The sequence below is a fragment of the Rhodococcus sp. ACS1 genome (assembly GCF_002300155.1).
Lineage (GTDB): Bacteria > Actinomycetota > Actinomycetes > Mycobacteriales > Mycobacteriaceae > Rhodococcus_F > Rhodococcus_F koreensis.
The window spans coordinates 313722-327127 of sequence record NZ_NSDZ01000011.1; the positions used below are offsets into that span (position 1 = coordinate 313722).

Here is a 13406-nt window from a genome sequence, read left to right on the forward strand (position 1 = left end):
CGATGGTAACCGCTTGGTTTTGCATGTCGATCAGCATGTTGAAGGCATTTAGTGCGATTTCGCGAGTTGAATTCGGCCCGGGATGAGGAGCAGCGCCGAACGGGTTCCCCCCAAGACAGCCCCCTGATGTCGAATGTCCTCCCGGCCCGGAAGGGTACTGGACGTGCCGCGCTCAGACTCGTTCCTTACGACCTTCGGCCACGGCCGTTGCCGCTGCGGCGACGCGCTGGTACGCCGCCCGGGTTTCGGGTGCGAGCTTGCCGTGTTCGATGACGATTCCCATGCCGAGGTGTTCGTCGTAGGGGATGGTCTCGACGCCCCATACCTGTCCGCCCAGGTATTCGCGGAGGAGGTCGAGATCCACCTGCCAACCGGTGGAGTCTTGATTGGACACGGTGACGACGGTGCGGGCGAGTCCGGGTTCGCCGAGCGTGTCGCCGATCGACTGCAGTGCGGACCGGAGGCGGTTGAACGCGTCGGCCCGGCACGGCACGACGAGGACGATGGGCGACGGGGTGGCCAGCAGCGGCGCGAGGTACGCGGCACGCAACCGGTGACCGAGGTCGTGGACGGCACTCACCCTGCGAGCACGCAGTGCCACTGTGAGAGTGTGGAATTCACGGTCAGCCGCGGTCTGGTTGCCGATGCGGTTCAGGATGCGGGTCCCGGCGCTCGTGCGGGAGCAGTACTCGTCGAACACGTCGTCCGCGACGGGGCCGGCGGCCACCAGCTGCTCCAGGCCACTCACCGACAGCACGGCGTCGGCGCCGCGTTCGGCGACATCGCCGCCCGCGGGAGTCGCGTCGACGGCGACGACCGCACCGCCGCGGGCCGCCTCGGTGTTGGCGAGCCCGAGCGTCGTCGTGGTGGCGCCTGCTCCTCCGCACGCCCCGAGAACCAGGGTCGACACCGGAAGTGCTTGCTGCAGTGGGTCGGTCACTTCGCGTCTCCAATGGATGTGATGTACGTGCGACCGTCGCGGTCCGCGGTGGTCACGACCTGCTCGTACCGTTTCGTCGACCCGTCCGGTCGCAGTTCCGACAGCGTCACCGCGTAGTGGCCGGGTTCGGTTTCGGTGATGGAGAGGCAGTGCTCGGTGCCTTCGGGCAGCAGCGAGTCGATGCCGCCCTGGATGGTCTCGGCGGACCCCAGCGGCGCGTCGGGAGCGACCACCTCGCGGGCCTTCGCGCCGCTTCGTGCGACGTAGTAGGCGTGATCGAAGGCCAGGATCGCGGCGACGCCGTCGGAGGTCCCGCCGGGACCGTTGCCGACCACCGTCGCACCGTCGCGGGATGCGGTGCACCATCCTGCGGCGACCGGGTTTCCGCGCGCGTCACCGGAAGTGGAGGCGAACACGGCGACCCCACCGACGACGACGGCGATCACCGCTGCGGCGGCTCCGGCGACCGCGAGTTTCCGCTTGCCGCGACCGTCCCGGACGGGCGGGGTGGGATCGGGTTCGTCGCCTGGCGCCAGCCATGTCGGCGCGGGGGGAGGGGGCAGCTGTTCGGGTTCGGGCTCCGCGACGGGAACCGTCGGTGCCGCGGCCGACGGGAAGGGCGGGTACCAGTGCGAGAAGCGGTCGAGGGCTGCCCTGTTCGGCGGTTCTGTCACAGTTGAATCCTCCACACCTCATTCCCCCGCGCGGAGCCCACCCCTGACGGCTCCGCGCGGGGGAATCGGATCACACGTGCAGCGTCGCCTGGCTGCGCACGTTCACGCCGCCGATCGTGGTGGTCGCCGGACCGCTGTCGGTCGACTGCAGCTGCGGGAGCTGCGGTGCGGGCAGGGACGCGATCGTCTGCACCAGCTGCCCGAACGCCGGGGACCGGTCGGCGGCGTCCGCGATCACGGCGGCGACTTGTGTGACGTCGACGGGTGCCGACCAGTTCGTCGGGTGCTCGGCGTTGGAGTCGGCCGAGAACGCGGAGACGGTGGCGGCGGTCGGCGAGGACGGGTCGACGGCGACGCCCGCGGTGCCGGTGGCGTCACCGACCCGCCAACCGATGGTCCCGACGTACCCCTCGGGGTTGCCGTACTGGCGGCCGTTGACGGCCACCGGCACCGCGCCGACCAGCGTGTCGGCGGCCGCGTTCACCTCGACCACCGGCTTCGGCACGGGCAGGGCGGGGGCGACGGGTGCCTGGTGCGACTTCGGCATGTCGTCGGGGTCGATCCACACGGTCGCGGACTGGGCGGCCTGCTCGGCGGGCACGGACTGCGCCGCGGGTGCCGGTTCCGCCGGAGCCTCGCCCTGTGCCAGGTCGGGTGCTGCGGGGGCGGCCGTCTCGGCGCCCGGGACCGCCAGCGGCGCCTGCGGGGGAGCGGGCGGCGTCGTGGCCGGGGCCGTCGGGTCGGTGACACCCGGCTGGGACGTGCCGGGCGGTGTGGACGGGACCGTCACGCCGGGTTGCGATGTGGTGGGCGGCGTCGAGGGATCGGTGACGCCAGGCTGCGACGTCGACGGCGCTGTGGCCGGAGCGGCGTGTGCCGTCGCGGCCCCGAGCAGAGCGGCGGCGGACACCGAGATCGCGGCGGCCAGAGCGTGCATGCGGATTCTCAAGTCGTGACTCCTGAAGTCGAACGGACATGGTTGATCGAACGGACTGGCGCTGACGAAGCAAACGCAAGAGAGATGCAGATCAGAGGCACCGAAAGAGGGAAGCGAGCACAGCAGAATGCCTCCACCGACACGGTGGATGTGTTGTTTCCCTGATGAGATCCGTCCGTGCTGCCGGCGCACTGCCGCAGCCGTCGTTCACCGCCCCCATGACCGCCCCCGGTTCTTTCTCTTCCCCCTACCGCGGCAAAGTACCAGACGGGCAACCGTTCCCGCGCCCCCGGATTCCGGTCAGGCCAGGCCCGCGGCCAGCCTCACCGTCAGATCGCGCAGCGGACGGAGGCGGCCGGTCATCGCGACGGCGGACATGGCGCGCGATCCACGCACCAGCCGCCGGGTCGCGGGCCGCCGCGTGCGGTCGTAGCGGCGCAGCGCGGTGTGAATGTCGGTGTCGGCGGTGAGGAATCGGCCGAGCGTGACGGCGTCGACGAGGGCCTCGCACGCGCCGCGGCCGAGGTTCGGCGCCATCGCGTGGGCGGCGTCGCCGAGCAGCGCCGTGGTGCCCGACACGTACGACGGCAGGGCCGGCGACTCGTACAGGTCGTGGTGGAGCATCGCGTCGGGGGTGGCCGCATCCAGTACTGCCCGCACGTCGGCGTGCCAGCTCCCGAACCGGGACCGGAGGAAGTCGAGGCCGCCGGGGTGCCCGGCGTCGGTGCGGATGCACGCGAACCAGTTGACGAGTTCGCCGTCGCGCGGGGTGATGCCGAAAAGTGCGTCTGTGTCCCAGGTTTCGCTGACTGTGTCGCGATGTCCGGGCACCCAGCCGCGCCAGGCGGTGGCTCCTACATACTGTGGCTCGAATTTCTCGCCGAACAGTTGCGTGCGGGTGGGGCTGCGCAGACCGTCCGCGCCGATCACGACGTCGCGGTCCGTCAGCGCGTCGAGGGTGGGAGCGGGGGTGCCGAACGAGATCATGCCGTCGGGCAGCGTCTCGGCGAGCGTGGCCAGCAGGGCGGGCCGCGACAGCAGGTAGGCGGTGCGGTCGCGGTTGTCGATGGTGCCGATCACGGATCCGTCGGGGCGCAGGAGCGAGCCGCGGTGCTGCGGCGATCCCAGCGTGCGCACCCGATCGCCGGCGCCGATCGCGTCCAGCGCGTCGAGGGCCTGCGGCCACATGCCGAGTGCGGTGCCCGACGTGGGCAGGGTGTCGGCACGCTCGAAGACGTCGACGTGCCAGCCGGCGCGGGACAGGTAGCGGGCGACGGCGAGCCCGCCGATGCCGCCGCCGAGGACTGCTGCGGAGTGCGTCATGACCATCACGCTACTACGGGTGTAGTGAATTTACTACCGATGTAGTGTCGGTGTCATGGCAGACAAACGGGAGCAGGTGCTCGACGCCGCCATTGCGCTTCTCGGCACGAAGGGGGTACGGGCCCTCACGCACCGCGGCGTCGACGAACTGGCCGGAATGCCGCAGGGGTCCACGTCCAACTACTTCCGCAGCCGGGGCGCACTGCTCGAAGGGATCGTCACCCGGCTCGTCGAACGGGACCGGGAGGACTGGGAAAAGTTCGCGCATCTCCGCCCCGACAGCAAGCATGCGCTGGTCGACGCGCTGGTCGCGTTCGTGAGATTCTCCACCGGTCCGGACCGGGTCCGCACGGGCGCGCGATACGCGCTCTTCGTCGAGGCCTCCGTCACGTCGGGGCTCGACGCGAAGATCGGATCGGCACGGCGCGCCCTCGTGGAATGGGGCGCGGACATGCTGGAACTCGTGGGTTCGAAAAACCCCGCCTCGGACGCCGTCGTGATCACCGACTACCTGGACGGTCTCATCCTTCACCAGCTCACCGTCCCGGATCTCGATTTCGATCCGACTGCGGGAATTACAGCGGTCCTCGGCGCGCTCACTTAACATGTACTCAGTGCAGTCGGACGAGGTCCGCCCTCGACAATGCCCAGTTCAGAGGGTAAATAGGCCAACCTAAGTTGTGTTTCGTCAGGGGTTCTGAATTATCGTTTTCGTTACACGTTGGACCCACGAAAGTCCGACCCGACCGAAAAGCCACGTCGCCTGGTGCGAGGACCACACCCAGCGTGCTGCAAAAGGGCGATAGCCGATCGGTGGTGCCGAGCACGTCGTGACGGCACCTGCATTGCAAGTTGATGGCCATCAGCGCTGCTGGTCGTCGGTGCATCTTTTGGCATACGAAGGCTAGGTATGAAGCAACTTCCAGGCCCCCAGGGGCTGTATCACCCGTCGAACGAGCACGACTCCTGTGGTGTCGCGTTCGTCGTGGACATGAAGGGCCGCCGCAGCAGGGACATCGTCGAAAAGGCGATCACCGCGCTGGTGAACCTCGAGCACCGTGGTGCCGCGGGCTCCGAACCCAACACGGGTGACGGCGCCGGCATCCTCCTCCAGGTCCCGGACAAGTTCTTCCGCGCCGTGGTCGACTTTCCGCTGCCCGCGGAAGGCACGTATGCCACCGGCATCGCATTCCTGCCGCAGAGCAAGGCCGACGCGCAGCGCGCCGCCGAAGCCGTCGAGAAGATCGTCGAGAGCGAGGGCCTGAAGGTTCTCGGCTGGCGTGAGGTCGCGACCGACGACTCGTCGCTCGGCGCCCTGGCCCGCGACGCCATGCCGACGTTCCGGCAGATCTTCATCGGCAGCGAGAACGACGCCCTCACCGGCCTGGACCTCGAACGCCGCGCCTACGTCGTCCGTAAGCGCACCGAGCACGAACTGGGCAGCGAAGGCGCAGGCAAGGACGGCCCCGGTCGCGAGACCGTGTACTTCCCGAGCCTGTCGAGCCAGACGTTCGTCTACAAGGGCATGCTCACCACCCCGCAGCTCAAGGGTTTCTACCTGGACCTGCAGGACGAGCGCCTCGAGTCGGCCCTCGGCCTCGTGCACTCGCGCTTCTCCACCAACACGTTCCCGTCGTGGCCGCTGGCCCACCCGTTCCGGCGCGTGGCCCACAACGGTGAGATCAACACCGTCACCGGCAACGAGAACTGGATGCGTGCCCGTGAGGCGCTCATCGACAGCGACATCTTCGGCGGACGCGATCAACTCGAGAAGATCTTCCCCGTCTGTACGAAGGGCGCCAGCGACACCGCGCGGTTCGACGAGGTGCTGGAGATGCTGCACCTCGGTGGCCGCAGCCTGCCGCACGCCGTGCTGATGATGATCCCGGAAGCGTGGGAACGGCACGAGAGCATGGACCCGGCACGCCGGGCGTTCTACCAGTACCACTCGTCGCTCATGGAGCCGTGGGACGGACCGGCGTCGGTGTGCTTCACCGACGGCACCGTCATCGGCGCCGTCCTGGACCGCAACGGCCTGCGCCCCTCCCGCCTCTGGGTCACCGACGACGACCTCGTCGTCATGGCCTCCGAGGTCGGCGTCCTGCCGATCGACCCGGCCACCGTCGTGAAGAAGATCCGGCTGCAGCCCGGCCGCATGTTCCTCGTCGACACCGCTGAGGGTCGCATCATCAGCGACGACGAGATCAAGTCGGAACTGGCCGCCGAGCACCCTTACCAGGAGTGGCTCGACCAGGGTCTGACCCACATGAACGACCTGCCGGACCGCCCGTACACCTACATGTCGCACGAGCGCGTCGTTCTGCGTCAGCAGATGTTCGGGTACACCAACGAAGAGGTCAACCTCCTCGTCAAGCCGATGGCGATCTCCGGTGCCGAGGCTCTCGGTTCCATGGGTACCGACACCCCGATCGCCGTGCTGTCCTCGCGGTCGCGGATGCTGTTCGACTACTTCTCGCAGCTGTTCGCGCAGGTCACGAACCCGCCGCTCGACGCCATCCGCGAGGAGGTCGTCACCAGCCTCGGCGGCACCATCGGCCCCGAGCACGACCTGCTGCACCCCACCGCGGAGTCCTGCCGGCAGATCTTCCTGCCGCAGCCGATCCTGCACAACGACGACCTGTCGAAGCTCATTCACGTCAACGACGACGGTGAATTCCCGAACTTCCGCAGCGTCATCGTCCGCGGTCTGTACCCGGTGGCCGAGGGCGGAGCGGGTCTGCGCAAGGCCCTCGACGACGTCCGCTACCAGGTGTCGGAGGCCATCGCCGGCGGTGCGCGCCTCGTCGTCCTGTCCGACCGTGAGTCGAACGAGACGTACGCGCCCATCCCGTCGCTGCTGCTGACCTCGGCCGTGCACCACCACCTGGTGCGTGAGAAGACCCGCACCAAGGTCGGCCTCATCGTCGAGGCCGGCGACGCCCGCGAGGTGCACCACATGGCGCTCCTCATCGGCTTCGGTGCGGCAGCGGTCAACCCGTACATGGCGTTCGAGACCGTCGACGAGGCGGTGCAGAACAACGAACTGCAGGGTGTCAGCCTCGACAAGGCCATCCAGAACTACATCAAGGCCGCGGGCAAGGGTGTGCTCAAGGTGATGTCCAAGATGGGCATCTCCACCCTCGCGTCCTACACCGGCGCCCAGCTGTTCCAGGTCATCGGCCTGTCGCAGGACCTGGTCGACGAGTACTTCACCGGCTTGCAGTCCAGCCTCGGCGGCATCGGTCTCGACCAGATCGCCGCCGACGTCGCGGTCCGCCACTCCAACGCGTACCTGGACCGTCCCGAGGAGCGCGCGCACCGCGAGCTCGAGGTGGGCGGCGAGTACCAGTGGCGTCGTGAGGGCGAGTACCACCTGTTCAACCCGGACACGGTGTTCAAGCTCCAGCACTCCACGCGCACCGGGCAGTACGAGGTGTTCAAGGAGTACACGAAGCTGGTCGACGACCAGTCCGAGCGCCTCGCAGCGTTGCGCGGCCTCTTCGAATTCAAGAAGGGTGTGCGCGAGCCCGTCCCGCTGGACGAGGTCGAGCCCGCCACCGAGATCGTCAAGCGCTTCTCGACCGGTGCGATGAGCTACGGCTCCATCTCCGCCGAGGCGCACGAGACGCTCGCGATCGCAATGAACCGCCTCGGCGGTCGTTCCAACTCCGGTGAGGGCGGCGAGAACCCGGCCCGCTTCACCCCGGACGAGAACGGCGACTGGCGGCGGTCCGCGATCAAGCAGGTTGCGTCGGGACGCTTCGGTGTCACCTCGCACTACCTGACCAACTGCACCGACATCCAGATCAAGATGGCGCAGGGAGCGAAGCCCGGTGAGGGCGGCCAGCTGCCGGCGCACAAGGTGTACCCGTGGGTGGCCGAGGTCCGGCACTCCACGCCCGGCGTCGGACTGATCTCGCCGCCGCCGCACCACGACATCTACTCGATCGAGGATCTCGCGCAGCTGATCCACGACCTGAAGAACGCCAACCCGCAGGCCCGGATCCACGTGAAGCTGGTGTCCGAGGTCGGTGTCGGCACCGTCGCCGCGGGTGTGTCCAAGGCACACGCGGACGTTGTGCTGATCTCCGGTCACGACGGTGGCACCGGTGCCACCCCTCTGACATCGATGAAGCACGCGGGCGCCCCGTGGGAGCTCGGCCTCGCCGAGACCCAGCAGACGCTGCTGCTCAACGGTCTGCGCGACCGCATCGTCGTGCAGGTCGACGGCCAGCTCAAGACGGGCCGCGACGTCATGGTCGCCGCGCTGCTCGGTGGCGAGGAGTTCGGTTTCGCGACCGCCCCGCTGGTGGTGTCGGGTTGCATCATGATGCGGGTCTGCCACCTCGACACCTGCCCCGTGGGTGTCGCGACGCAGAACCCGGTGCTGCGCAAGCGGTTCAACGGCAAGCCGGAGTTCGTGGAGAACTTCTTCCTCTTCATCGCCGAAGAGGTGCGCGAGCTGCTGGCGGAGCTCGGCTTCCGCACCCTCGACGAGGCGGTCGGGCAGGTGGACGTCCTCGACACCACGAAGGCGCTCGAGCACTGGAAGGGCAGCAAGGCCGGTAACCTCGACCTGTCGCCGATCCTGCACGAGACCGAGTCGGCGTTCATGGACCAGGACCTGTACTGCACGGGCACCCAGGACCACGGCCTGGACAAGGCGCTCGACCAGCAGCTGATCGTCCAGAGCCGCAACGCTCTCGACAAGGGCGAGAAGGTCACGTTCGAGTCACCGATCACCAACGTCAACCGCACGGTCGGCACCATGCTCGGCCACGAGGTGACGAAGGCGTACGGCGGCGACGGACTGCCGGACAACACGATCGACATCACGTTCACCGGTTCGGCCGGTAACAGCTTCGGTGCGTTCGTCCCCAAGGGCATGACCCTGCGCCTGCACGGCGATGCCAACGACTTCGTCGGCAAGGGCCTGTCCGGTGGACGCCTCGTGGTGCGCCCGCCGCTGGAGACCGCGCCCGGGTTCGTCGCCGAGGACAACATCATCGGCGGCAACGTGATCCTGTTCGGTGCCACGAGCGGTGAGGCTCTGCTCCGCGGTGTGGTGGGCGAGCGATTCGCGGTCCGCAACTCCGGTGCCACCGCCGTCGTCGAAGGTGTCGGCGACCACGGTTGCGAGTACATGACCGGCGGAAAGGTCGTCATCCTCGGTGCGACGGGACGCAACTTCGGTGCCGGCATGTCCGGTGGCGTCGCGTACGTCTACAACCCGGACAAGGCGTTCGAGGACAACCTCAACACCGAACTGGTGGATCTCGAGGACCTGACGGGTGACGACTTCACCTGGCTGAAGTCCGCCATCGAGCGTCACCGCGACGAGACGGGCTCCGAGGTTGCCGCGCGCATCCTCTCCGACTGGTCGCAGCAGGTCAATCATTTCGCGAAGGTCATGCCCCGCGATTACAAGAAGGTGCTCTTGGCCATCGAGGCCGCGAAGAAGGATGGAAAGAACGTGGACGAGGCAGTGATGGAGGCAGCTCGTGGGTGATCCAAGCGGCTTCCTGAAGCACACGTCACGCGAACTTCCGGTTCGCAGGCCGGTGCCGTTGCGTCTGCTCGACTGGAACGAGGTCTACGAGGAGTTCTCGTCGGACACCCTGAAGACTCAGGCCAGCCGGTGCATGGACTGCGGTATCCCGTTTTGCCACAACGGCTGTCCGCTGGGGAACCTGATTCCCGAGTGGAACGACCTGGTGTACAAGGACCGGTGGCACGACGGCATCGAGCGTCTGCACGCGACCAACAACTTCCCGGAGTTCACCGGGCGGCTGTGCCCCGCACCCTGTGAGGCGTCGTGCGTCCTGGGCATCAACCAGGACCCCGTCACCATCAAGCAGGTCGAGGTCGAGCTCATCGACCGCGCCTTCGACGAGGGCTGGGTCAAGCCGGTGCACCCGACGCGTTCGACGGGCAAGAAGGTCGCCGTCGTCGGTTCCGGTCCCGCGGGTCTCGCTGCAGCGCAGCAGCTGACGCGCGCCGGGCACATGGTCACCGTGTTCGAGCGGGCCGACCGCATCGGCGGGCTCCTGCGGTACGGCATCCCCGAGTTCAAGATGGAGAAGCGGCACATCGACCGCCGTCTGGACCAGATGAACTCCGAGGGCACCGTCTTCAAGACGGGTGTCAACGTGGGCGTCGACATCACCGCGGACGCACTGCGCGAGCAGTTCGACGCCGTGGTCCTGGCCGGCGGCGCCACCGAGGCCCGCGACCTGCCGATCCCCGGCCGCGAGCTGGACGGCATCCATCAGGCGATGGAGTTCCTGCCGATCGCCAACCGCGTGCAGCTCGGCGATCTGGAGCAGCCGACCATCACCGCGGAGGGCAAGAAGGTCGTCATCATCGGCGGCGGCGACACCGGCGCGGACTGCCTGGGCACCTCGCACCGTCAGGGTGCCGAGAGCGTTTACCAGTTCGAGATCATGCCGAGACCGCCCGAGACCCGCGCCGAGCACACCCCGTGGCCGACGTACCCGTTGATGTACCGCGTCGCGTCCGCTCACGAGGAAGGCGGCGAACGCCTCTTCTCCGTGAACACGGAACGGTTCGTCGGTGCCGACGGCAAGGTGACCGCACTGAAGGCCCACGAGGTCGAGATGAAGTCGGGTCGCTTCGAGAAGGTCGAGGGCTCGGACTTCGAGCTCGAAGCCGACCTCGTCCTGCTGGCGATGGGCTTCGTCGGACCCGAGAAGCCGGGCCTGCTCACCGATCTCGGCGTCGACCTCAACGAGCGCGGCAACGTCGCCCGCTCCGCGAAGTGGGCCACCAACGTCGACGGCGTCTTCGTGGCCGGCGACATGGGACGCGGACAGTCGCTGATCGTGTGGGCCATCGCCGAGGGTCGCTCCGCGGCCGCAGCGGTCGATGCGTACCTCGAGGGCAAGACGGCGCTGCCGTCTCCGATCGAGCCCACCACCGCCCCGCAGCGGTAGCTGTAACCGCCAGTTCAATCCGCACCCCGGTAGGTTTTCCTACCGGGGTGCCGGTTTATCGTGCGGGGGTCACGTTCGGTCGGTAACGTTCATTTACCGATCGTGCATCTTTAGGTCACGTCGTCCTGGCAGCATCCCGTCTGCCGGACGGCGAAGGGGAGAACAGGTTGATGCCATGGCAATGAGACGGGTTATCGCATTCTTGACCGCAGTGGCCGCTGCCGCGGCCATCCCGGTGGCGTCGGGGGTGATGGGTACGAGCGCAGTAGCCACCGCGGACCCCTGCCCGAGCCTGTACGTGGTCGCCATTCCGGGGACGTGGGAAACGTCCACCAACGCCAATGTCAGGCCGACTCCGGGTCTGCTGTCCGCGGTGACGAACGGCCTGCCGTCGTCGATCCGCACCGACTACGTCACGTACGCCGCCACGGCCTTCCCGTGGGAGTCGGACGTGTACGGGCGCTCGAAGGCGCAGGCGGTCACCAATGCCAAGGGCATGCTGTCGTCGATGTCGCAGCAGTGCCCCGATACCAAGCTGTCGATCATCGGCTACAGCCAGGGCGCCGACGCCGCGGGTGATCTCGCCGCCGAGATCGGCACCGGACTCGGTGTCGTCCCGGCCGACAAGATCGCGGCCGTCGGACTCGTCTCCGATCCGCGGCGGTCGCCGACCGACGCCCTCGTCGGCCCCGCCGTCGCCGGCAGCGGCGCCGGTGGTCCCCGCATTGGCGGGTTCGGCTGGGTCAGCCAGAACACACGCACCTTCTGCGCGTACGGCGACCTGTACTGCTCCACGCCGAAGGAAGACTTCGTGACGCGGCTCGCCGGGTTCCTCGCGCAGACGTCGGATCCGACGCCGAACCTGTTCGGCCGCTACCAGCAGGAAGCGCTCGCGATCTGGAACGACATCCTCGCGGTCGGCGGTGTGCCCGCGCTGATGGCTCAGCTGGACGAGCAGCACAACGAGAAGCGGATCGACGAGCTGGAGCAGTTCTACAAGTCGCAGGCCCACCAGGACTACACCAGCTACGCGGTCGACGGTTCGGGTACGCCGGCCACCACGTGGCTGAGGAACTGGTTGCGCGACAGCGCGTGAGTTCCACCGACGGCGGCAGGGGATGATGTCCATCGTGACCGACTCCCCTGCCGCCGTCGTCGGCTACGACGCCTTCGTGACCGTCCGGTGGTCCGACATGGACGCCTTTCAGCACATCAACCATGCGCGGATGGTGACGTTGCTCGAAGAGGCCCGGATCGACTGGCTGCTCAGCGAGGGCAGCGAGAACTCGTCGCTCATCACGAGCGCGTTCATCGCCGACATCCACGTGCGGTACCGGGGACAGTTGCGGCATTCCGACAGTCCGCTCCGGGTCACGATGTGGATCGCGAAGCACCGGGCCGTCGACTTCACCATCGGCTACGAGGTCCGGGGCGCGCGTACCCCGATCACCGACCCGCCCGCCGTCACCGCGACCACGCAGATGGCCGTCGCGGATGTCGACGCCCAGCGGCTACGCCGCATCACTCCCACCGAGCGCGAGTACCTGGCCCGCTGGTCCCGTACGTGAGCGGCAAAGTGTGTTCCGGCACGCTTTCCCACTCACGTGCGGAAGTCGTCGGGGGCCGGCTGGGTGCAGGCGCCCACCCCCTGACGTCTCGGATCAGCCGAGGTCGAGGCGGGCGCCGAGCCGCATGCTGCCCGGGGTGAGGCGGCTCAGCAGGCGCCCGAACTTGGCCTCGGGCGTGACGGGGACGACGGCCTTGTTGGACTTGACGGCCTTCACGATCTGGGTCGCCACCCGGTCCGGGGTGAAACCGCGTTTGCGATAGAGCTTGTCGGTCCGGTCGCGCATCTTCGCCTGCTCCTCCGGGGTGGCGCCGGCGAAGTCGGTGGCCTGGATGATGTTGGTGTGGACGAGTCCCGGGCAGATGGCGCTGACGCCGATGCCGTGATTCACCAATTCCGCTCGGAGACAGTCCGACAGCATGAACACCGCGGCCTTGCTCGTCGCGTACGCCGTGAGTCGCTTCTGCGGCGTGAACGCCGCGGCGGACGACAGGTTCACGATGTGCCCGCCGGTTCCGCGTTCGATCATCTGCTCGGCGAACGCGCGGGAACCGTAGACGACTCCCCAGAAGTTCACGTCCATCACCCGTTCGAAGTCCTTCTGCGGCGTCTGCGTGAACGTGCCCGAGTATCCGATTCCGGCGTTGTTGATCGCGACGTCGGGGGTGCCATGCTCGGCCTGCACCGTCTCCGCGAAGCGCTGCACCTCGTCCTCCACCGCGACGTCCACCTGATACGCGTGGGAGCCGCCACCGAAGATGGCGACGGCGCCGCCGCCCTTCATCTGGGCGGAGTTGATGAGATCGGAGGTCTGCTGCGCGGATTCGAGATCGCGATCGGCGACCACCACCACCGCGCCCTCGGACGCGAACGCCAGCGCGGTCTCGCGCCCGATCCCGCTGCCGCCGCCGGTGACGACGACGAGGGTGCCGTCGAGATCCCGCAGGCGGTGATGCTTCCGTGCACCGCTGCGCCAGCCCCTGAATTCGCCGAGAAGACTCATGTGACCATC

General features: G+C 68.0%; 10 protein-coding genes. 5 read left to right on the forward strand and 5 right to left on the reverse strand.

Annotated features, from left to right (window positions below):
• Window positions 1-172: 172 nt before the first annotated feature.
• From CJ179_RS42890 to CJ179_RS42905, 4 genes are all read right to left on the reverse strand, one after another.
• On the reverse strand, window positions 173-940 hold the full coding sequence (locus CJ179_RS42890) for a hypothetical protein (RefSeq protein ID WP_095865473.1): 768 nt from the start codon (window positions 938-940) through the stop codon (window positions 173-175).
• Window positions 937-1614: a hypothetical protein gene (locus CJ179_RS42895; protein ID WP_095865474.1), complete on the reverse strand. Its 678-nt coding sequence runs from the start codon at window positions 1612-1614 to the stop codon at window positions 937-939. The genes CJ179_RS42890 and CJ179_RS42895 overlap by 4 nt, the downstream gene beginning before the upstream one ends.
• 70 nt (window positions 1615-1684) lie before the next feature.
• Window positions 1685-2551 (reverse strand): glycoprotein, encoded by an 867-nt coding sequence (locus CJ179_RS42900; RefSeq protein WP_095865475.1) that lies wholly within the window; start codon window positions 2549-2551, stop codon window positions 1685-1687.
• A gap of 300 nt (window positions 2552-2851) precedes the next feature.
• Window positions 2852-3874, reverse strand: a complete 1023-nt coding sequence (locus CJ179_RS42905; protein ID WP_179377879.1) for an FAD-dependent oxidoreductase — start codon at window positions 3872-3874, stop codon at window positions 2852-2854.
• Window positions 3875-3929: 55 nt separating this feature from the next.
• Here CJ179_RS42905 and CJ179_RS42910 point away from each other — a divergent pair, with 55 nt between their 5' ends.
• The 5 genes from CJ179_RS42910 (at window position 3930) to CJ179_RS42935 (ending at window position 12395) form a co-directional block, all read left to right on the forward strand.
• Entirely contained in the window at window positions 3930-4478 is a 549-nt protein-coding gene (locus CJ179_RS42910; protein WP_095865477.1) for a TetR/AcrR family transcriptional regulator, read from the forward strand.
• A gap of 306 nt (window positions 4479-4784) precedes the next feature.
• Entirely contained in the window at window positions 4785-9383 is a 4599-nt protein-coding gene (gene gltB, locus CJ179_RS42920; protein ID WP_095865478.1) for a glutamate synthase large subunit, read from the forward strand.
• Window positions 9376-10827: a glutamate synthase subunit beta gene (locus CJ179_RS42925; protein WP_072942810.1), complete on the forward strand. Its 1452-nt coding sequence runs from the start codon at window positions 9376-9378 to the stop codon at window positions 10825-10827. The genes gltB and CJ179_RS42925 overlap by 8 nt, the downstream gene beginning before the upstream one ends.
• A gap of 181 nt (window positions 10828-11008) precedes the next feature.
• Window positions 11009-11923 carry a cutinase family protein gene (locus tag CJ179_RS42930; protein ID WP_072942812.1) on the forward strand — a complete coding sequence of 305 codons (915 nt, stop codon included), beginning with the start codon at window positions 11009-11011 and terminating at the stop codon, window positions 11921-11923.
• A gap of 22 nt (window positions 11924-11945) precedes the next feature.
• Window positions 11946-12395 carry a thioesterase family protein gene (locus tag CJ179_RS42935; protein ID WP_083395677.1) on the forward strand — a complete coding sequence of 150 codons (450 nt, stop codon included), beginning with the start codon at window positions 11946-11948 and terminating at the stop codon, window positions 12393-12395.
• A gap of 93 nt (window positions 12396-12488) precedes the next feature.
• On the opposite strand, the gene CJ179_RS42940 is transcribed toward CJ179_RS42935, so the two are convergent.
• Window positions 12489-13397, reverse strand: coding sequence for an SDR family NAD(P)-dependent oxidoreductase (locus CJ179_RS42940; protein ID WP_095865479.1), 909 nt, complete (start codon window positions 13395-13397; stop codon window positions 12489-12491).
• Window positions 13398-13406 lie beyond the last annotated feature (9 nt).